Raw genomic sequence first — 21,586 nt, 5'->3', positions numbered from 1 at the left:
TTATTTTTTCACCTTCGATATCTCTTTCACTAACACATAGCGAAATGATGAAGCATCAGCAGGTGGATTAGGTACTTCTTCTCTTCTAACCTCAACTTTGTATTCGAAACCTTCTTGATAGTCTAATCCTTCAATTCCTTGATACATCAATTCCCATTCTGCATCTTCTCCTTGTTTAACTAACAAACACTTCATCGGACCTACCCCTACACAATCTTCTTTTTGAGGAGCAATGTACAATGTCATAATATCTTCTAATTCATCTGTAACCTCAATCGAATCAGTAGCTACTTGTTCTACTTCCGCAACCTCTTTTACAGGTTCGTTTGCTTGTTCTCCCTTACACGAAGTAAGTGTACCTAAGGCAATTGCAACTAACAGAATTACTTTTCTCATACTTTATTTAGTTATACTTATGGGGTAAAAGTATGAATTATATCCAAAAATCAAATCTTTTGAACAGATAAATAAAAAAAGAGCTCCCTAAATAAAATAGGAAGCTCTTGGCATATCGTTTAAACTGTTTCTAATAATGACTCGTGTAATTCTGGCTTTTCTTTTACGAAGCTATCAACCCATAAGGCTAATTGGTCTGCCTCATAAGGCAGCATATTATCCATTATTTTTTCTAATTCTTTGTAAAAAAGCTGAGGGTCAAAGCTCACGTTTTGTAAAACCACTTTCGCGTACTCTAACATTTCTCCTGTTTTCATAGTAAAAATATCTCATTAACATTTCTTACACAAATATACTAATGATATATCATATCCACCAATAATACATTCATTAATGTTAAAAAATCATATTACACTACCATTTAATCACAAAACAACTACAATAACACAAACAAAAGCCTTTAAATTCAGTAATCTCACTTAAACGCAACAAGCATTTCTCTTTTTCCTGGTGGTCCAGGTACCTTTTCTGTTCTAAATCCTACTTCTTTCATCGCTCGTTTAATAGGACCTCTACACGCATAGGTAACTAATACGCCTCCCTCTCTTAATGCGTCATATACCTTTTGAAAGATAGCGACAGACCATAAGTCGGGTTGAAACTGATAACCAAATACGTCAAAATACACCAAGTCAAAATAACCTGCTTCTAACTGCATATCTTCAAACTTGCTGTGCATTTTGTATAATGAGAATTCGTCTGAAATGCGATTCAACACATTCCACTCTCCGTAGTGCATAGCTTGAAAATTAGCCTCGTCTTCTGCCTGTGAATACAGAGCGGTGAAGCTAAGGGCTTTCATTTCTTCTTCCGTAACCGGATATGCCTCTACACTATAATACTCAACTGTTTTACCCGCATTTCTTGCTTCCACTAAGGTTAAAAAAGCATTTAACCCCGTACCAAACCCCATTTCTAAAATGCGCAAACTCGGCTTTTCTATTCTGTCAAAACCATTGTTGATATACACGTGTTTGGCCTCTTGAATAGCACCGTGTATAGAGTGATACGTTTCTCCCCAATCTTCTATCTTGATTGAGGTTGACCCATCGGATGTTGTGATTACATTTCTTTTCACTGAATCTTTAATTTTTTTATTCTCGGTATTGGGCCACCACATTTCTGTTGGTGACACGTTAAACACGAATTGATAATCGCGTTGTACTCTTCTATTTTATCGCTTTTCTTACTTTCGTAAAATGCTTTTTCATAAGCTAAAAACTCCTTTGCTTGTGTTTCAAAAAACATATCGCGGTCAGTCGGATCGGTCATCTTTGCCTCCATAAGCTTCAAATGACTTTCTGGAAACTCGCCAAACTCCGTTTCTCCTGCTTCTAACTTTGCTTTAATAGCTAAAGCATTAGCGTGCATTTCTTCCATCAACTGAGCCATCGGACTCAGTGCATACATTTTAAAAGACGTGTTTTCCGTTGTCTTTTCTTCTGTAACAACCTCTTGTTTCACTTGCTTATTTTGACAAGCAAACAAGATAAGTGCTGTAAACACAAGTAAACTAATGCGCTTTAATACCAGCACCTTACTTCGCTTTATCAATTGCAATTCCATCTGCTACAAAGCTGTACGTTACTTTAGGGTCCACAATAGCGGCAATTTCCTCTTCAGACTTACCAGCGTCTTTTGCATAGTGCTTTAATTCGTCTACAGAAATCACAGATACAAACGCCTTCCCGTCAACAACCACTTCGTGACCAGCTGCATTCATTGGAGCAAAGAATCCGTAATCTGTAAAGCGTACAAAACTATTCTTATCTCCTGGTAATTCAACACTCATCCAACATCCCTTTTTCTGACATACCTCAACAATATTAGATTGAAACTTTACTTGAAGAGTATCACCTGCCTGCATCGTTTTAAACTTCTCAAGCATCTCGTCTTTTGACAAGACATCTGCAAGGGCAATGCTATCACCGAAATACTCATATTTAGTAGCATCAAACATTTGTTCTGCCACAGGAGCAGTTTTTTCATTTTTACATCCCGTAAAAACCAAGGTTAATAAACCTAAACAAGCAACAACTTTACGCATAGGATTCCATATTTATTATAATAGTGTAAAATTAAGTCAAAAAAATACACCAAAAACAAATCGTTTAGATAAACAAAATTCATTGATTATGATAATTTCAGTAATTAATTTTGATTAAACAATAATTATCACCACATTTTAGATAAAGTTCAACAACAAACTATTTTTGAGTCCTTTTTTTGATAATTTTGTAAAGTCTTGCTTTTTTAATACATTGCAAGCATAAGTTCAAATACACGACAATTAAAAAAACATTATAAGAAATGAGTTCACAAACAATTAATGATTTCTCTATTCAAAAAGTAGAAAAATCTAAAATAGCTTCAATTGATTTTGAAAACGTAAAATTTGGTTCTGTTTTTACTGACCATATGTTAGTTTGTCATTATAAAGATGGTAAATGGGGACAAGTAGAAATCAAACCTTACGGACCAATGTCATTTGAGCCTTCTATCAATGTATTTCACTACGGACAAGCAATCTTCGAAGGAATGAAAGCATACAAAGATACTGAAGACAAAGTTTGGTTATTCCGTCCACAAGAAAACTGGAAACGTTTCAACAAATCTGCTGAGAGATTAGCAATGCCACATATAGACGAAGAGAGATTCGTGGGAGGTTTAAAAGCCTTATTAAACTTAGATAGAGATTGGGTACAAAAAGGAGAAGGTAATTCTTTATATATCCGCCCATTTATGGTAGGTACTCACCCTGGTGTTGTAGCTGGACCATCTACTGAGTTTATGTTCTGTATCATTTTATCTCCAGCTCGTACATACTACTCTGGAAAGGTAAAAGTTCAAATCGCAGAACACTACAGCCGTGCTGCTAATGGTGGTGTTGGTTCTACTAAATGTTCTGGTAACTATGCTGGACAATTCTACCCAACTAAATTAGCTCAAGATGCAGGATACCAACAAGTAATCTGGACTGATGATGCTACTCACACTAAATTAGAAGAAGCTGGAACAATGAACGTATTCTTCAGAATTGGAGATACTTTAATTACTGCTCCTACAAGTGAGCGTATCTTAGACGGTGTAACTCGTAAGAGTTTAATCGAAATCGCTAAGAGCAAAGGAATCAACGTAGAGGTTAAATCTATCGTTGTTCAAGATTTACTTGACGCACACGCTAAAGGTGAATTAAAAGAAATCTTCGGTGCTGGTACTGCTGTAACTGTTGGACAAATTGAAGGATTTGCTTTCCAAGAGAAATACTACGAATTACCAGAAGTTACAGATGAAGATTCTTACGCTATTCAATTGAAAAAAGCGCTTCAAGGTATTCAACAAAAACACATTGAAGATACTTTTGGATGGACTCAAAGCATCTAATTACATCTTTTTAAAGATATATTTACAAAACGGCAGAATTCCTGCCGTTTTTTTTGTACCTCATATCAAGGTTTTGCCTATTTTTGCTAAAAAATAATTATGTTCACACCGGGTCAATTACAATTTGCTCTTTTTTTTATAATTACGTTTACCATTGTATTGATTATAATGTATAGAAAGGATTTGAAACTACACCGTATCTATTATAAAAATAGACTATGGGTACTTCTTGCATTCCTTGCTTTTATTGGTTCTCTTTTCATTTTGAAAAACCTTTTAAAATAAGTTATTCACTGTACTGAAGCGTTATGAAAATTCTGAAATATTTCTTCTTATTATTCGTGTTGGGACTTGTGTCCCTTTTTGTATTTATTCTTACGCAGAATCCTGAATACAAAGTAGAACGCAAGTTTACTGTAGATGCTCCTAAACAAGTAGTTTACGAATACATCAGTAATTTAGATAACTGGACTGACTGGATGAAATCAGAAAAGGTTGGTAATGGTATCTATGATATTGAATTAGAAAAATTAGGAAAATATACTATTCGTCCTGAATACACTCACCCTTATGATAGCTTGTCTCAAGATATCTTGCACGATGCTACTATTTCAAATATTAAGTGGAAACTTGATAGAAAACAAGGGAAAACAAATGTGTCTTTTTCTTTTTCAGGTACGTTAGATTTGAAAACTAAAATCATCACTTTCTTTTCTGGAACGCCTAATCAAGTAGCTACAAATAGTATTGATAAAAACATCAACGCTTTTATTGTGTACTTTATCAAACAGTACAAAGATTACACCGTAACAATTGGAGAGGTACAAAAGAGTACACCTACTAATTATGTGTATGTGGAACACCTTTCTTCTTTAGGGTCGTTAAATGACGATTTGGTTGCTATGCACAAAGAGCTTGACCAATTCTGTAAAGACAATAAGGTAACAAAAACAGGGGATCCTTTTTTACTGTTAGGAGAAGAAAAATCAAGAGAAACGATTAATTATAAATTTGCTATTCCGATTAAAGAAGACATCTTCTTAAATGAGGAAGAACGCTTTAAAGTGGCAAGTATTGATTCGAGCAACTACTTTGAATCGACTTTAACAGGTTACTATACTTTCTTGCCAGAGGCGGTTCAACAAACAAGAACGGCTATCGCTAATCAAGAAATGCAAATTAAAACAGACGAACCGTTTGTTTTGGTATTGAGAAATTCTGTTATTGATTCCCGATTAGCATCTGAATGGAAAACAGTGATTAAAATACCAATCATTAAAAAAGAAGCGCCTGTTGTACCGACTTACCACTATGGTACGTCACACACTGGTGGTGCAACGCGTGATAGCATTACAACGGCTATTACACCTGCTGCTACAACAACAGTAACTCAACCTGTAAATACAGCACCTGTGGTTCCGACTACTCCACCTACGGAGGAATAGAAACGACAACTGCTTTAACTAATAAAAAAGGGTATCAATGTGAATTGATACCCTTTTTACTTGTATGATCTATTGTAATGCAGGATTACTTGCCAATAGTGCCTTAGCCTTTGCTAAGTCCTCCGGTGTGTCTATCCCTACTCCAATATGTGTCGTAATTGCCATTTTAATACGTTTACCATATTCTAAGTAGCGTAATTGCTCTAACTTTTCTGACGCTTCTAAAAACTTCATTGGTAGCGTAGTAAACTCTAACAAAGCAGCTTTTCTAAAAGCATAAACCCCAATGTGTTGGTAATACTGTACGCTCACTTCTTTATCACGTGGATAAGGAATAACCGATCTTGAGAAGTATAAAGCGGTATTTGTATCGTCAACCACCACTTTTACATTATTAGGATTTTCAATAACCTCCCACTCGTTAATCGGAGTCATTAAAGACGCTAAATCAACTTGCTTCGTGTGGTCTGCCTCAAAGATTTCAATCAAACGCTGTAGATTTTCCTTACTTACAAAAGGTTCATCTCCTTGTACATTAATAACAATATCAGCCTCCATATTTTCCACCGCTTCAGCTATACGATCACTCCCACTTTCGTGTGATTTGATACTCATAACTGCTTTTCCACCGTGGGCTACAATATCATTGTAAATTAAGTCCGAATCTGTTACTACAAATACATCGCTAAAAAGTCCGGTTGCTACAGTAGCATCATAAGTTCTACGAATTATCGTTTTCCCTCCTAAATCTTCCATTAACTTACCAGGAAAACGCGTTGAAGCATAACGCGCTGGTATTACTGCTATAACTTTCATCTGTGTCTAAAATTAAGTACTCAAAGATAGTAATTTCATTACAACCAACGGAAAAGGATAGCGACATTTCACAGGACAAATACACACTACTTTGCGTACATCTATCAACAAAATACCCTTGTTTTTGTACTGATGCCATACTTTAACACCCAATACGTAGCCAAAAGTGGTAATTGCAACTTATCGAGCAATCCTTGGCATAATTATAGCGTACGTTCACCCCTAAGATGCTAATGCTGTTTCCTTCTGAATTCTCGCTATTTTTACTGTGTTGGTGCTATAGATGAAAGAAGGTTAAACAGCATAAATCAGAGGTTTTTTAAATATCAATCCACATCTTAAATAAGCCACTTACAACCTATACAATCACCTAAAAAAGTAAACACGAAGTATAAATCATAAAAAAGGCGATTACGCTATGTGCAGTAATCGCCTTTTTCTATTATTCTTGTTCAAAACTATCGTCGTTAAAGCCGATTAAGTACAGCTTATCTTTTGCCCTTGTCATAGCAGTGTACAACCATTTCACATAATCCTGTGTGATCCCTTCTGGTAAATACGGTTGTTCTATAAACACCGTTTCCCATTGTCCACCTTGTGATTTATGACACGTAATCGCATAAGAGAACTTAACTTGCAAGGCATTGAAATACTCGTTTTCCTTAACCTTTTGCACCTTTCTGTACTTCGTAATCTCATCTTCATAATCCAACAGCACCTCTTGATACAAGCGATTTGTCTGTTCGTACGACAAAGCCGCAGACTCACTGGTTAATGTCTCCAAGAAGATAATCGTGTCAAACGGAATCATATTAGGATAGTCAATCATTCTAACGCGTACAGAGGCAAATCGGAAACCGTATAACTCGACTACTTTGTATATCTGAAGCACCTCAATAATATCACCATTAGCAATAAAATCGGTAACTGTTGAATCTTTCAACCAAAAGTAGTTGTTCTTAACAACCATCAGTAAGTCACCCGCTGATATTTCACTCTCCTTATCCAAAATACGCGCACGTATCTGTTGGTTATAAGCATTTGCTCTTTTGTTAGAACGCACAATAAACGCTGTTTCCTCTGGCCCACTGTTAGAATAAGCCGAGTGAATAGCATCTTGAATGTCGTAACCATCTGTCAGGCGAATGATATCTTTAAACCCTTGTAATTGAAACTGAAACGCATCAAAAAAGTAAGAGTCTAACGCCATTCTCAACTCCGTAGCATTGTATAAAATACCCGAGTTTTCTTCTTGACGCATTACCTCGTCTAATTCGATGTGTTGCACATCCATATTGTATTGAAAACCCAATTGATCTATGTCCAAAGCCGGACTAATAGTCATATTAACCGGAGGTAACTGTGCAGTATCTCCAATCAAAATAAGCTTACAGTTAAACCCTGAATACACGTAGTAAATCAAATCGTCTAACAACGAGCCGTGTGGGTACATACTTGTATCTCCAGCACCGCCATCGCCAATCATAGACGCCTCATCCACAATAAAAATAGTATTTCTATTCTTATTGGCACGCATTGTATATTGTACCCCTCCCCCAGTTTTACTGGCTTTCGGGTAATAAATATTCTTGTGAATGGTAAATGCAGGTCGGTTAGAATAGTTGCTAATTACCTTTGCCGCACGCCCCGTAGGAGCCAGCATAACGGAAAACTTATTAATACTCTTTAATTCGTTTACTACGGTTGACAACAACGTCGTTTTACCCGTACCCGCGTATCCTTTAAGTACAAACAACTCATCTTGCTGATCATTTGTAACGAAATTCGCTATTTTTTGCAAAAAGATGTCTTGCTTAACCGTTAGTTCAAAAGGGAATTTATTGCGCAGTAATTTATAAAACTGAGGTCCAATCATTATAAAACAGAATCAAATTTATATTATTCTTCAAAGATACTAAGCTTTTTAGGGCTTAACTATAAGATTGCCATAAAATTGTTTAATTTTGCTATTCACATTTCAATTTTATTTTTAAACTTACGATGTCAGAGAATTATCATAAACTACAAATACAGGTGTCTTTAAACAAATTTACGTTTGTGGTAAAAGATATGTTAGCTCATGAGATAACACACTTTGCATCTGAGGCTATCTCTCAGTTGAAACCTATGGATGAGCAATTAGATAAGATCTTTGCCAAGTATCCTGAGTTGTTAGAAAAATATGCTGAAATAACTGTTTTACACGACAATACCTTGAATACGTTTGTACCACAAGCATTCTTTAAAGAGGAGGCAATGGGAACGTATTTACAGTATAACACCAAGGTATTTTCTACTGACTTCTTTGCCTTTGATGAGATGACAGAACCGCAGATGAACAATGTTTATGTGCCTTATGTAAACATCAACAACTACTTGCTTGACAAGTTTGGTTCGTTTACATACCAGAACATCAATACACAGTTGACAGAAATTCTTTTAAAAAAATCACAACAGTCTAAAGAGATACAAGCTTACGCTTTTTTACAAAAAGACCACTTTGAAATTATCATTGTACAAGAGGGCAAACTCGTGTTGTTCAACTCTTTTCAATATCAAACGGCACAAGACTTTATCTACTTTGTATTGTTTGTATACGAGCAGTTATCACTTGACCCAGAGGTTACGCCCTTGTTCTTAATGGGCCGCGTGGACCAAGATGATATCTTTTACCAACAAGCTTATAAATATGTTAGACACGTAAGTCTAATTGAAGATAAGTTTTTCATTAGTGATGATTTATTATTACATCATCAAGTACCAAAACAACATTACATTTTATTCCATTCATGAGAATTATATCAGGAAAACTAAAAGGAAGACGCATTAGCCCTCCAAGAAACTTGCCAGTTCGCCCTACAACGGATATGAGCAAGGAATCCCTATTCAACATTTTGAATAACCACTTTAACTTTGGTGAATTAGTCATCCTTGATTTATTTGCAGGAACAGGTAACATCAGTTACGAATTTGCATCAAGAGGCGCTGAATCAGTAGTTAGTGTTGACGGTGATTTTGGGTGTGTTAACTTTATTAAAAAGACCGCTAAAGAATTTGAATTAAACATTACGCCTTTAAAATCAGATATCTTTAAGTTCTTAGAAAGACATAAAGCTTCTTATGATATCGTATTTGCCGATCCTCCGTATGACTTTACGCAAGAGCAATTTGAGAAAATCGTTACTGACGTTTTTGCCAATGACCTTTTAGACGTACAAGGTATGTTGGTTGTAGAGCACTCTAAGTTTACACCGTTAAACCATTTGCCTTACTTCTCTTTTGAAAAGAATTATGGTGGTTCTGTGTTTACTTTCTTTGAATACGAAACAGTTGAAGAAGACGAGGATGAAGATGATTTAGACTAATCACCTCTCCCCTATAAACATAAAAAAAAGGAATATTTGAACTTACTCAAATATTCCTTTTTTTGTTTACTGTATGACTGACATACAAATAAAAAAGAGCAAACCTATAAGCCGGATCCTGTATGTGTTCGAAAACACACCCTTATCATTTATCTCGGCTATCAATTACTCGATAGCTCTATCTGCCTACCCCTAAAGCATCGGGCGGGAACCCTCAAACGCTAAATATACATGACATTTCACCGCATAGAGTTTACCTGGTTTCACTACAGCATTACCTGTACATACTTTCTGTTGCACTTGTCCTCATGGCAAGCCACGGATGGGTGTTATCCATTATGCATCCCTATGGTGTCCAGACTTTCCTCTATTTCCATAAATGGAAGTAGCGATAAGGCGGTTTGCTCGCGACAAAAGTAGTCTATTTATGCAAACCTGAAAAATATATTTTTACTTAATCTGCGAATACTTTTAACCTTATATTATTATCAACGTCTAACTATAACTGCATTAGTAACTAAACTATTTTGTGTACTTTTGTGCACACACATTTTAAGAACATTATTAAGGTGAATTTCACAAGAATTACAGAACAGTCTTCTAATTACAACGATTTGGATAAAATGTCGGTACACGAGATTTTAGACAATATGAACAAAGAAGACCAAAGCGTTCCTAAAGCAGTGGAGCGTGCTATTCCTCAAATAGAACCTGCTGTAGATGAAATAGTCAACAAACTTAGCAATGGGGGTAGATTATTCTACATCGGAGCAGGTACATCGGGTAGATTAGGTATTTTAGATGCGTCTGAATGTCCTCCTACGTATGGAGTCTCTCCTAATTTGGTAGTCGGGATCATTGCCGGGGGTGATTATGCCATCCGCCACGCAGTTGAAAACGCAGAAGATAATCCCCTTCAAGGATGGGTGGACTTACAACAACACACAATTACCTCAAAAGATATTGTGGTTGGTATTGCCGCTTCTGGTACTACTCCTTATGTTATCAAAGCATTAGAACAATGCCAGGAAAACAATATTGTTACTTGTTGTATTACCTGTAATCCCAATAGTCCATTAGCACACGTTTCTAACTTCCCTATTGAAGTGGTTGTAGGTCCTGAATTCGTTACCGGTAGCTCTCGTATGAAAGCAGGTACAGCTCAAAAACTGGTCTTAAATATGCTCTCTACTGCTACTATGATTAAGCTGGGCAGAGTAAAAGGCAATAAGATGGTGGATATGAAAATGACCAATAGCAAACTGATTGAAAGGGGAATTCAAATGATTATAGCCGAACTAAATGTAAGCTATGACGTGGCAAAAGCATTATTAGACGAGTTTAAAAATGTGCGTGCAGCAGTTGAACACTTTAAGAATAATAGATAATGGAACAAGAACATAAAACAGACCGTAAGCTACTTGTAAAAGGAGTTAAGTACTTAATGATAACCTTGCCTTTGATGTTTTTAGGCCCGCTTGTAATCAATAGTGCTTTCAAAAACCAAGCTCACCCGTTTTACTACGTGGTGTTAGGGTTAGGATGTTTAATTTGCATTACATCTATGCTCCTTTTTTTCAAAGGATTACAAACAATTATAAAATCACTTTTTTCTAAATAAACATGAAAACAAAATTATTATACTTTTTACCATTTTTATTTATTTTTACATCTTGCTATAAACAAGAAAGAAATTGTGCTAATTTCAGAACTGGTAAATTCGAATTCGTTGCAGAAATAAACGGAGAAAAGAAAGTTTCTACTTTTATCAGAACCGACAGTTTGGAGATTGAAACATTTGAAGGTAAGACGGATACAGCTACGATTAGATGGGTAAACGATTGTGAGTTCATTCTACAAAAGATAAACCCTAAAACAATGGCTGATAAAAAAGCAGTGAGTATGAAAATCGTTACAACGGATGGAAATACGGCTGTTTTTGAATATGGTTATACAACAGATGCCAGAAGAGAAAGAGGTACGATTAAAAAAACAGCTGACTTATAAATTATAGCGACCTACTTATATGGAAGTACTATTTACAGCAGACGCCATTGTTGCGTTTATTACATTAACCTTTTTAGAGATAGTCTTAGGGATAGACAACGTAATCTTTATTTCTATCGTTACTGGTAAGTTGCCAGAAGAACAAAGAAAGAAGGCTACTAAAATCGGTCTTTTCCTTGCTATGTTTATGCGTATTGGTTTGTTACTTGGGGTAACGTGGTTAATCGCAATGAAAGAGCCGTTGTTCAGTATTAACTGGAGTTGGTTTACAGCCGACTTTAACGGACAGGCATTAATTCTTTTGGGAGGGGGAATCTTCTTGATTTACAAATCGACAAAAGAGATACACGAAAAGGTGGCTCACGTGCACAACCAAGAACCTATTGACGAAAAACCAGATGCTAAGAAAATAGCGGTTAAATCGTTTGGGAACATTATTATACAAATCTTGATGATTGACATTATCTTCTCTATCGACAGTATTTTAACTGCGGTGGGTATGACCAATGGTATTGAAGGAGCTTTGTATATTATGATTGCTGCAGTAGTTGTTTCTGTTGCCATTATGATGTTGTTTGCTATTCCAGTTGGAAACTTTGTAAACAATAACCCGTCTATTCAAATATTAGCATTGTCTTTCTTAATCTTAATCGGATTTATGCTTACAACGGAAAGTATGCATATTTCTCACGCTGTATTAGCAGGACAAGAGATAGGTGCTGTTCCTAAAGGATACTTATACTTCGCTATTGCGTTCTCTCTTATTGTTGAATTCATCAATATGAAACTGCGCAAAAGAGCAGATAAATAACATAAAAAAGAGGCTTACAATAATTAAATTGTAAGCATCTTTTCTTTTATATCTATTGCGTTATATAGCCTAACTCCACTATCATAGGGTACCTATACTAACGTATCTCTGTAAATTATTACCGTGTTATGTTATTGATAACTACAACAAGCTACAAACTTGTCTGCAACCATTACAACGCCTCGTTGTTTTTACTTTCAATATAGCGCTCCGTTACAAAGTCAATATCTTTAATAGACTTTCTTGCCCAATCAATTCTCTTTTCTATCAATTGTGCCTCCGTCAACTTCCAATCAATAGGTGAATTGCGAAGACGTGTTGTTAGATTCTGAATAATAATAGCCGCCGATACAGAGATATTTAAACTCTCTGTAAACCCAACCATTGGAATCTTAATATAAGCATCTGCTTGCTCAATAATCTCAGGAGATAGCCCGCTCTTTTCAGTACCAAAGAAAATAGCCGATGGTTTACTAATATCAAAATCTTCTAAGTGATTTGCCTCCACGTGTGGCGTAGTCGCTACAATCTGGTATCCTCTACTGCGGATATCATCAATAGTCGCTTGTACTGAGTTATAACGATGAATATCAACCCACTTCTCAGCGCCTAACGCAATCTCTTTATCTATTCGCTTTCCAAACTTTTGTTCAATCACACATAAGTCTTGAACCCCAAATACCTCACAGCTTCTCATTACAGCACTTGTATTGTGCAACTGATATACATCTTCTGCTACAACAGTAATATGCTTCGTACGATTTTGAAGAACTTCTTTAAAGCGTTCAACCCTATTCTCAGTTAAAAAACTTTCTAAATACTCTAAATAATCAACATCTTGAAATAGCTTTTCTGAAATATTCATTTTATATTTATTTTTAAGACAATTGCAAAGGTAACAATATTATGGAAAAAAGCTTAGTAGTCTTATCTGGTGCTGGCATAAGTGCTGAAAGTGGTATTAAGACATTTAGAGATGCAGACGGATTGTGGGAAGGCCACGATGTTATGGAAGTCGCTTCTCCTATGGGATGGGAACAAAACAAAGCGCTTGTCTTACAGTTTTACAACGACAGACGAAAGCAATTATTAACGTGTGAACCCAATCAGGCTCATAAAGATATCACCGCTTTACAAGAGCATTTTAAGGTGCAGGTAATCACACAAAATGTTGATGATTTACACGAAAGAGCAGGTAACGCTAATGTACTACACTTACACGGGGAACTCTTTAAAGTGAGAAGTGAGGTTGACGAATCCCTTGTTTACGAGTGGAAAGACGACCTACACGCTGATTCTACAAACAAAGAAGGACACTCCTTAAGACCACATATTGTATGGTTTGGAGAAATGGTACCAGAATTGAACAACGCATTACCTATCGTTGAAAAGGCAGACATCATCCTTATCATAGGAACATCACTTCAAGTGTACCCAGCAGCCTCGTTGATTGAGTATGCTAAACAAGATGCTATAATCTATTACATTGATCCTAATCCAGCTACTATTTACAACAACAAGCAGATTATAACCGTGCAAGATAAAGCAACAACAGGTTTAAGAAGTATTATGACAGCGCTAATTGACCTTAAATAAAAGTAGGTTGTACCCTATTTTTTATTAACTTTCAAAACCATTAAACTTTAAAAGATGAAAAAATTAGTATTCTTCCTATTAACGGCAGTAGCTGTTACAGGATGTTCAAGTGACGACAATACTTCACAACCAACAAAAATAGAAGGCCCAGAAATTAACACAGTTGATTTTAGTGGCGTTAAAGTCGGAGATGAAGTAGCCTTAACAGGTAAAGGATTTAGAGATTTTGACGAAAAAGACTATAAAATCCTTTTCGTTGAAAGATTACCAGAACAAACAAAAAGTATTTCAAGTATAGGAAATACAACAAGAGCACTCCCTCCTACTGAATCTGATAGAGATGTATCCGCACAGATTATAGCAGTTAAAGAAGATAAAATTATCTTTCTTGTACCCAATACAGCTGGGAATGGTGATGTGAAATTTGTTTATAAGCAAACGACAAAACCTTTTGGTTATTTCACAAGATAAAATAAATAGAAAAAGCCCCTCACGAAATTGTGAGGGGCTTTTTTTCTAACAAACTATTATGTCAATATAGTTGAATCAATTTATTTTATTTCACAATAAACTCAACTACAACTCTATAATTACCTGATTCAATAGGTGTATAAAACAAGCCACTACCTAAAGAAAATTCAATTTTTGATTTTTCTACAACAATATCTGTAATACTTACTTTTACTACTTGATTTTTTTCGTTGTACAATCTAATATCTAAAACCTCAATATTCTTATCTTGGTATGCTGGAGGAATAGCTACACCTCCTGTTTCAGCGTCAAACTCTCTTATTCCTGTATAAGCACCAAAGGTAAAAATTGTATTATTAAAAAATTTATTTCCTGTGGATACAACATCAGAACTAATGTTATAACCTAAACCATCTCTAACTGCCTCAATTATTGAAGTTTCTTTCGTAAGAACCTCTTTAATCGTATGACTTAGATCAAGAAGATGTTTTTTTCCAGTATTATCGATCGTATAAAGAGCGTATGGTGTAGCATCGTTTCCATCGTGGTCACCATAATACACGTTACCACCATCCTTTGTAAAGTTATTTACGGTATTGAAAATCTCATTCTTAATTTCCTGATTATTCTTAATAGTAGTTAGAACATCAGAAGTCATATTAATGTACTGAGGAACAGGCTTTCCATCCTTATCAACTTCTTCTCCGAAGTATTCATAAAAGATTTGTCCTTTTTTCAACTTTGTTGCATCCAATGAAACCAACTCTTCTGCAACTGGCATTTTTCCATCTTCTTCAACTTTACCTTTTTTGAAGTAAGTCTTTGTTTCTGCACCTTTGATAGCGTTACTCAAATCTAAATCTACTTTCTCTACTGTACCATCTTTATTAGTAATAAGAGTATAGAACTTGTTTTCTACTTTATCGTATAAAACAACAGATGCACCAGGTTTATCTCCTTCTTTTCCTGTTAAGTTATCTACAACTGTAGTAATTTCAACAATCTTTTCTGTAGATTGTGTATCATTTTTTTCAATGATACTCAAAATTTCTGATGTATTTGCAATTCTCTCCCAACTTGTACCATTCCAAAAATAAAAGCCTTCAGTCAAACCACCTTCAGGAGCAGTTTTTGTATTAAAAACCAACAACCCTAAATTAGCTTTAGCATCTCCTTTAATTGGATCAAAAGTTTTATTACTTTTTAGCGCTACACGCGGTATTAAAACCCCTTTATCTTCAGATACAATATCAAGCATTGCAGCAGAAGAAGGTGTTTTTGTACCAATCCCTACTTGGGCGTGTCCTAAATAAGACACCCCAAATAGAGCAGCACAAATGATTAAATATCTTCTCATAGCATAATTTTTTGTTATTGCTTACTTAGCAACAAATTCATAAACAACTGTATACTCACCATTTTCAATTGGTGTATAGAAGTTTCCTGTTCCAAACGAGAAAGTAAATCCTTTCTCTCCCACTCTCTCAACATCTGTAGCCGAAGTTATAACAAGATCTCCACTTTCATTTTGAACAGCAATTTTTAAAAGTCTTCCAAATTCAACATTTGGATTAGAAATCGTAATACTACCTGTAAAATCACTATCATATCCAGCAGCACCATTTACCTTAATAGTAGTCATACCTTTGTAAACTTTTTTACCATCGATTTCTTCACCTGTTTCAATAACTGCTCCTGCCTCTCCTTCTTTACCTGCCTCAACTCTAACAGTAGTAACTTCTTTAATCTTCTCAATTACAGCAGCATTGTTGTGAATTTCATTAACGATATTCGTTGCAATGTCAATGTATTTTTTATTACCGTCTTTATCTAAAGTATAAAGTACGTTACCTTTCGTAGGATCTTTAGGATTTACAGGACCGTAGTAAACGTTACCCCAGTTTTTATTTTCTTGGTTTGCGTTCCCTTCTCCTGGTTTAGTCTCTCCTGTTCCACCAGTTCCGCCTTCACCTGGTTTAGTTGGTTTAGTTTCTACCGTTCCCCCACCACCTGGAGCTTCTGGATCTTTTGGTGTAGCACTTCCTCCGCCTTCAGTTTCATTATCTCCTGGTAAAGCTGGGTTATTAATAACCTTAACGATCTCATCACGAATACTTTGGTTACTTGTTAAAGTAGTTAAGATATCTCCTGTAATATCAATATAAGAAGGTATTGGTTCTCCTTTATCATCCTTTTCCTCACCATAGTAAGTATATAAGATTTTCCCTTTTTCAGTTGCATTACTTGGTATAGTTTTCACATCTTCCTCACCTGCAGCTGTACCATTTCCTTTTGTCTTTTTAAGATATGTTTTAGTCTCTAAATCGTTTAATTCAAATTTATCTGAACCACCTTTATCGTTTCCTACTTGGATTTCCCACTTAGGTTCATCAGCAGTACCTTTGTTTACAATAGTTACATTACCTTCTACATTATTAATAACCTCAGTAATTTCTTTTGTATTCTCTTTAATAATTTCCTTAAAGCTTGTACCTACTGCACCAACGATATCTAACTTCTTACCAAATTCTTTTGTAATATCATTAACAGATGTTCCAATAACTACTGTTTTTTTCCAAGCTGAAATATCAGACTCACCAAAGTAATAGATCTCTTTTACTTCTTTATCTTCTTTTCCATCTTCTTTAACAGTCTTAGTAAACTCTTTAAAGAATGTATTTGTTTCTGATTCTCTTAATAAATCTCCTATGTCGATTGGTAAATCATTACCTTCTCCATCTTTAATAACTATTTGTCCTGGCTCTCCTGGTTTCCCTGGCTCTCCTGGTTTCCCCGGCTCTCCTGGTTTCCCTGGTCGGTAAATCACAGTACCTCCACCTTCACCTGGATTAACTCCTGGTTTAACTCCTTCTCCTTCACTTCCTCCTGGTGTAACACCAACTGATTTCTCAACTGTAGTAATTCTCTCAAGAATTTTAGTTGTTTGTGACTCTGAAGTAACTAATTCCCATTTACCTTTTCCTTCATTAGAAGCCGCAGACCAGTAATAGAAACCTGTAGGTATTGAAGTTGACCCTTGAGAATTATAAATTAAAATACCATCATTTTCCTTTGCAAACGAAGCCTTTGCAACCTCATCTAAATCTTTAGAACCTTCTAAAGCAAATTCTGTTAAACTCAATAATGGTATGCGTGGAATAAGCACCCCTTTGTTAGAAGCTACGATATCTAACATAGCTGCTTGTGATGGCAATGGTTGCCCGATACCGATACCTGGCTTATCCTGTGCGTAAGACACAGCCCCCATTGCTAATAAAAACAGAGTAGTAATTTTCTTTTTCATCTTTTTCTTTTTTAAATGTTTGTAATCGTTAAAAAATAAGTCAGATAACAACAAGTCCGACAGAAACACTTTCTTAATAAAATCACAATACGCGACTATTCTATTGCAGTATTTCTACTACAAAGTTATAAAAAAAACGATTAAAATTACACTATATGTTAATTATCAATTATTATTTATACAAATTAACTTTATTTGGAATATTATCAATAAAACAATAAGAAATTTTAAGTAAACCTTGTTGTTAACTCTTATACATTAACAAATCAATTTCTACTCTTTTTACTATAATTCCAAAACATACTAAAAAACAGCGTTTTATGAAAAACACAAATATTTTAAATAACACAAACACCACAATTTCACATAATTTAATTATAAAAACACATTGCAAACTAAAAACAAGGTTATACAGACTTAACGCAATCACTTCTTTCTGCGAGCAAAAAACTGACCTATAATCGCCTCAACTATAACCACAAATACCAATAACGCAATACCACATCACTACTTCAAAAGGATATTATAGCCAACAAAAAAAGGTCGGCATCTATTAGATACCGACCTTTTAAGTCTTACGTTATATATAAACGTATATATTATTTTTTCAAGTGCTTCTTGTACTTAAAGAAAGACAACACTCCCAACACCGTAATAAACGCTGCTGAATACCAAACGGCAGCGGGAGTAATTACCTTATCTCCTGATGCGTATGAGTGTAATCCACTTAAATAGAAGTTAACTCCAAAATAAGTCATCATAATTGAGTAGTACGCTACAACACTGAATAAGTTATATAGCCAAGTACCTCTCATTGCTGGAACTAAACGAGCGTGAATCACAAAAGCATAAACCATAATACTAATCAATGCCCAAGTTTCTTTTGGATCCCATCCCCAGTAACGTCCCCAACTCTCGTTAGCCCATTGTCCTCCTAAGAAGTTACCAATAGTTAACAATACAAGTCCTACCGTAAGTGCCATCTCATTAATATAAGTCAACTCTTTAATATTAAGATCCATTCGCTTCTTGTTCTTCTCATTGGTAAGAATCATCAAGATTAACGAAACTACCCCTAATATCATTCCCAAAGTAAATGGCCCGTAACTACCTACGATAACCGCCACGTGAATGATTAACCAGTATGAGTTTAAAACAGGTTGTAAGTTAGAAATAGCAGGGTCCATATAATTAAGGTGTGCTCCCCATAAAATCATACCCGCTACGAATGCTGTAGAAGCAATTGTCAATTCAGACTTACGTCCAAAGTACAATCCGAATAAAGCTGTAGCCCAACCAACGTAAATAACAGACTCATAAGCATCACTCCAAGGTGCGTGTCCAGAAACGTACCAACGTACTCCTAAACCAATGGTGTGAATAACAAATAGTAGAACAGTAAACCAACTTCCTACTTTAATCATAGTTCTGTTGATTTTACGCGATTTTAATATTTCTGAAACGATAAAAACAAACATTAAAACAGCTGCTAACATATAGTAGCTATACAATGTTTTAAAAATATCATACTTATTATATAAAATCTCAAACTTAATCTTACTTTCTGAAGGGATAATTGTTTTACCGTATGCCTGTTGGAAAGTTTTCAGGTTACTCAAGTACTCATCTGCCTTGTCGTAATTACCCGATTCTTTTGCTTCAAACAAAGCAGGGATATACATACGAGGTAAAATACTCTTTGCAAACGTAGAATCCATTCCTTTCAATCCAGCTTCGTTTAACTCCAACGGAGAAACCCATTTGCTGTTTTCGTGTCCAGGTATTGGAAATACCGTTAACATACGCGTCATAAATGCAGAGTTTAACAAAGCAATCTTCCCATCCATATCTAAGAAGTCCGTTTGAAACTTATTCTTAATGGCACTGTGATTTGCTTCATCAACATAATCAGCTAACTTATAATTTGCGTTATCATCAAAGAAATCAACAAACGTAGCATACTTCTCATTCTTTGGAAGTCCTAAAATCTCTGTCATTTTATCATTACCACGAGGTAATTTGATGATAGGCACATAATACCAAAAGTTAGGAGCACCTTGCATTTGCTGTGCCACAGTAAACTGCGTCATAGATAAAAACACCTGATCGGCATTCAATCCATTATAAGTTTCCTTTTGGTAAATTTTACGCATTAACTCAGAAGAGAATGTGTTGATAGGCTTCATACGTCCACCGTAATCTTGCACGACCAACTCTCCAAACTTAGCTGCGTGTTCCGGCTTAATCGCATTTGCTGTAATAATCGAGTCGATTACAGCAGCAGATGGTTTAGTCGGTGCTTCGTGATTGTGTTGAGCGAAAGAACCAATAGAAAAGAACAACAATAGCATAGTAAGCATTGAAGCCTTTTTCTCTCTCACTTTATTTAATTTACGTTTCAAATCGCTAAATCTTGTGTTTTTATCAAATAAGATTGCTAATAACCCGATGTATAAGAACGTATATCCGATATACGTAATCCACGTTCCCCAGAAATCGTGGTTTACAGAAAGGATAGTCCCTTTCTCATCACGGTCAAACTCTGCTTGGAAGAAACGGTATCCTTTGTGATCAAGAATATTATTCATATAAATTCTCGCATCAAAAGAATCATTACCATCAATTACAGAAACCTGGCTTTCAAAAGCAGAATAGCTTCTTTCTGTTCCAGGGTATTTATCAGCAATAAATTTGTTTAATTTAATTTTGAAAGGAGTAGTATATACTTTACTACCAAACATCATTGTAAACTCTAAGTCTCCCAATTGAAATGCTTGAGGTTCTCCCATTCTACCTGCTTTCCCCATAAGAGTTACTTCTTCCTCTTTTCCTTGAGATTTTACAGTTAGCACAAGAGCGTCAGTACTTGTTCTACTTTTGAAATCTCCGTCAGACTTCAATACTTTTTTACCTTTAATAGGCATTTCAGGCAATACAAATTGCGTACCTGCTAAGCTATATAAAGAACGGAAGTTTAACGGTTCTTTAGTTCCTGCAAACACGTCATTTTGAGCTTGTGTTGCCATTACCATAAAAGTACCGCCAAAAGGAGTCTCCATAAAATAGTTATCTCCCTCTTTAGTAATGTTAATTGCACCATCTGTAGGTGAGTTGAAAGAGAACAATACATTGTGAATGTTTGCAACTTGTCCTTCTTCTAAATAATGTTCGTGACGATCTCCATCACCTGATTCTACTAATTTCAAGAATAGCTTACCATTCGCATCTTCTTCCACTACTTCCTCAGCTCCCATAATAAAGTCTTTATACTCTATTTCGAAAGGAATACCATTAAAGTCTTTTTTCATTGTAAAACTGTTGTCTGTTACAGCTGAAAAAAGAATTGGTTTTTCAAATGTTCTTCTTCTTGTCTCTCCTTCATATTCTCCATCTGCCATTACCGTTAAAAACGTTTTGTCAGAAAAAATACTATCAGCAGTTTCACCTTCGCGAATCGGCATCATACCCTCAAAACTGATATAACGAGTAATAAACGCACCGATCAAAATAAGAATGAAAGCCGCGTGAAGCATAAATGTTGCCCACTTTTCTTTAGTAAACAATCTATACTTTTTAATATTACCGATAAAGTTAATCAGGAACACTAACATAATGGCTTCAAACCATTTAGTATTATAAATTAGTATTCGAGCTGTGGTGGTATTGTAACGGTCTTCAATGAAAGTACCTATCGCCAAAGCAACAGCAAAAACAATGAAAAGAACCGCCATTAACCTTGTCGAAGAGAAAAAAGAAATAATTTTTTTATCCATGAGTTGTTAATACGTTGTTTTATAGTTCAACAAAAATAACCAAAAACCTAAGCTATAAGGTATATTTAACTTATTATTTAGTAATGATTTTACTATTCAACTATAACTAAAATCAATTACATTTGTGGATGCTTACACTACGCAATATTTAAAGCACA

At 35.3% G+C, this 21,586-nt stretch carries 21 protein-coding genes and 1 other RNA gene; 10 read left to right on the top strand and 12 right to left on the bottom strand.

Translation table 11 applies throughout. The features are described from left to right. From GQS07_RS09090 to GQS07_RS09070, 5 genes are all read right to left on the bottom strand, one after another. Positions 1-396 carry a DUF4377 domain-containing protein gene (locus GQS07_RS09090; RefSeq protein ID WP_158210516.1) on the bottom strand — a complete coding sequence of 132 codons (396 nt, stop codon included), beginning with the start codon at positions 394-396 and terminating at the stop codon, positions 1-3. A gap of 119 nt (positions 397-515) precedes the next feature. Further along, positions 516-713, bottom strand: coding sequence for a hypothetical protein (locus tag GQS07_RS09085; RefSeq protein ID WP_158210515.1), 198 nt, complete (start codon positions 711-713; stop codon positions 516-518). A gap of 158 nt (positions 714-871) precedes the next feature. Beyond that, complete coding sequence (mnmD, locus tag GQS07_RS09080) at positions 872-1,534, bottom strand: tRNA (5-methylaminomethyl-2-thiouridine)(34)-methyltransferase MnmD (RefSeq protein WP_158210514.1); 663 nt, start codon at positions 1,532-1,534, stop codon at positions 872-874. Then, entirely contained in the window at positions 1,531-1,992 is a 462-nt protein-coding gene (locus GQS07_RS09075) for a hypothetical protein (RefSeq protein ID WP_233269252.1), read from the bottom strand. The genes mnmD and GQS07_RS09075 overlap by 4 nt, the downstream gene beginning before the upstream one ends. A gap of 1 nt (position 1,993) precedes the next feature. After that, a complete protein-coding gene (locus GQS07_RS09070) occupies positions 1,994-2,503 on the bottom strand; it encodes a DUF4920 domain-containing protein (protein ID WP_158210512.1) in 510 nt (169 codons plus the stop codon). Between the two features lie 263 nt (positions 2,504-2,766). Between GQS07_RS09070 and GQS07_RS09065 the strand changes: the two genes are divergently transcribed. Both GQS07_RS09065 and GQS07_RS09055 read left to right on the top strand, forming a co-directional pair. Next, entirely contained in the window at positions 2,767-3,840 is a 1,074-nt protein-coding gene (locus GQS07_RS09065) for a branched-chain amino acid aminotransferase (RefSeq protein WP_158210511.1), read from the top strand. Between the two features lie 308 nt (positions 3,841-4,148). Beyond that, complete coding sequence (locus GQS07_RS09055; protein WP_199269094.1) at positions 4,149-5,285, top strand: hypothetical protein; 1,137 nt, start codon at positions 4,149-4,151, stop codon at positions 5,283-5,285. A gap of 69 nt (positions 5,286-5,354) precedes the next feature. On the opposite strand, the gene kdsB is transcribed toward GQS07_RS09055, so the two are convergent. After that, positions 5,355-6,101 carry a 3-deoxy-manno-octulosonate cytidylyltransferase gene (gene kdsB, locus GQS07_RS09050; RefSeq protein ID WP_158210510.1) on the bottom strand — a complete coding sequence of 249 codons (747 nt, stop codon included), beginning with the start codon at positions 6,099-6,101 and terminating at the stop codon, positions 5,355-5,357. 442 nt (positions 6,102-6,543) lie between these two features. Further along, positions 6,544-7,977 carry an ATP-dependent RecD-like DNA helicase gene (locus tag GQS07_RS09045; protein WP_158210509.1) on the bottom strand — a complete coding sequence of 478 codons (1,434 nt, stop codon included), beginning with the start codon at positions 7,975-7,977 and terminating at the stop codon, positions 6,544-6,546. Between the two features lie 125 nt (positions 7,978-8,102). On the opposite strand from GQS07_RS09045, the gene GQS07_RS09040 reads away from it, so the two are divergent. Both GQS07_RS09040 and GQS07_RS09035 read left to right on the top strand, forming a co-directional pair. After that, the gene (locus tag GQS07_RS09040) at positions 8,103-8,894 is read left to right on the top strand and encodes a DUF3822 family protein (RefSeq protein WP_158210508.1); all 792 of its coding nucleotides are present in this window, start codon (positions 8,103-8,105) and stop codon (positions 8,892-8,894) included. Then, positions 8,891-9,466 (top strand): RsmD family RNA methyltransferase, encoded by a 576-nt coding sequence (locus tag GQS07_RS09035; protein WP_158210507.1) that lies wholly within the window; start codon positions 8,891-8,893, stop codon positions 9,464-9,466. The genes GQS07_RS09040 and GQS07_RS09035 overlap by 4 nt, the downstream gene beginning before the upstream one ends. A gap of 91 nt (positions 9,467-9,557) precedes the next feature. Here GQS07_RS09035 and rnpB read toward each other — a convergent pair. After that, an RNA gene (gene rnpB, locus GQS07_RS09030) (RNase P RNA component class A) lies at positions 9,558-9,874 on the bottom strand. A gap of 161 nt (positions 9,875-10,035) precedes the next feature. On the opposite strand from rnpB, the gene murQ reads away from it, so the two are divergent. The 4 genes from murQ to GQS07_RS09010 are packed head-to-tail and all read left to right on the top strand — an operon-like array spanning position 10,036 to position 12,284. Further along, on the top strand, positions 10,036-10,854 hold the full coding sequence (gene murQ / locus GQS07_RS09025) for an N-acetylmuramic acid 6-phosphate etherase (protein WP_158210506.1): 819 nt from the start codon (positions 10,036-10,038) through the stop codon (positions 10,852-10,854). Then, positions 10,854-11,087, top strand: coding sequence for a DUF6095 family protein (locus tag GQS07_RS09020; RefSeq protein WP_090406871.1), 234 nt, complete (start codon positions 10,854-10,856; stop codon positions 11,085-11,087). Before murQ ends, GQS07_RS09020 begins: the two co-directional genes overlap by 1 nt. A 2-nt stretch (positions 11,088-11,089) precedes the next feature. Further along, positions 11,090-11,473: a DNA topoisomerase IV gene (locus tag GQS07_RS09015; protein WP_158210505.1), complete on the top strand. Its 384-nt coding sequence runs from the start codon at positions 11,090-11,092 to the stop codon at positions 11,471-11,473. A gap of 19 nt (positions 11,474-11,492) precedes the next feature. After that, positions 11,493-12,284, top strand: coding sequence for a TerC family protein (locus tag GQS07_RS09010; protein ID WP_158210504.1), 792 nt, complete (start codon positions 11,493-11,495; stop codon positions 12,282-12,284). 172 nt (positions 12,285-12,456) lie between these two features. Here the strand turns inward: GQS07_RS09010 and GQS07_RS09005 are convergent, their stop codons facing one another. After that, positions 12,457-13,149, bottom strand: coding sequence for a TrmH family RNA methyltransferase (locus tag GQS07_RS09005; RefSeq protein ID WP_158210503.1), 693 nt, complete (start codon positions 13,147-13,149; stop codon positions 12,457-12,459). Between the two features lie 41 nt (positions 13,150-13,190). Here GQS07_RS09005 and GQS07_RS09000 point away from each other — a divergent pair, with 41 nt between their 5' ends. After that, positions 13,191-13,880, top strand: coding sequence for an SIR2 family NAD-dependent protein deacylase (locus tag GQS07_RS09000; protein ID WP_158210502.1), 690 nt, complete (start codon positions 13,191-13,193; stop codon positions 13,878-13,880). 54 nt (positions 13,881-13,934) lie between these two features. Then, positions 13,935-14,351 carry a membrane lipoprotein lipid attachment site-containing protein gene (locus GQS07_RS08995; protein WP_158210501.1) on the top strand — a complete coding sequence of 139 codons (417 nt, stop codon included), beginning with the start codon at positions 13,935-13,937 and terminating at the stop codon, positions 14,349-14,351. Positions 14,352-14,436: 85 nt separating this feature from the next. Here the strand turns inward: GQS07_RS08995 and GQS07_RS08990 are convergent, their stop codons facing one another. From GQS07_RS08990 to ccsA, 3 genes are all read right to left on the bottom strand, one after another. After that, positions 14,437-15,708 (bottom strand): hypothetical protein, encoded by a 1,272-nt coding sequence (locus GQS07_RS08990; protein WP_158210500.1) that lies wholly within the window; start codon positions 15,706-15,708, stop codon positions 14,437-14,439. 21 nt (positions 15,709-15,729) lie between these two features. Then, entirely contained in the window at positions 15,730-17,655 is a 1,926-nt protein-coding gene (locus GQS07_RS08985; RefSeq protein WP_158210499.1) for a collagen-like protein, read from the bottom strand. A gap of 599 nt (positions 17,656-18,254) precedes the next feature. Next, the gene (ccsA, locus tag GQS07_RS08980; RefSeq protein ID WP_158210498.1) at positions 18,255-21,428 is read right to left on the bottom strand and encodes a cytochrome c biogenesis protein CcsA; all 3,174 of its coding nucleotides are present in this window, start codon (positions 21,426-21,428) and stop codon (positions 18,255-18,257) included. Positions 21,429-21,586: the final 158 nt, after the last annotated feature.

Source organism: Myroides phaeus, from assembly GCF_009799805.1.
In the GTDB taxonomy this organism is placed as follows: Bacteria; Bacteroidota; Bacteroidia; order Flavobacteriales; family Flavobacteriaceae; genus Flavobacterium; species Flavobacterium phaeum_A.
The sequence above is the reverse complement of the archived record's forward strand: the minus strand, read 5'-3'. Positions and strand labels throughout refer to the sequence as shown.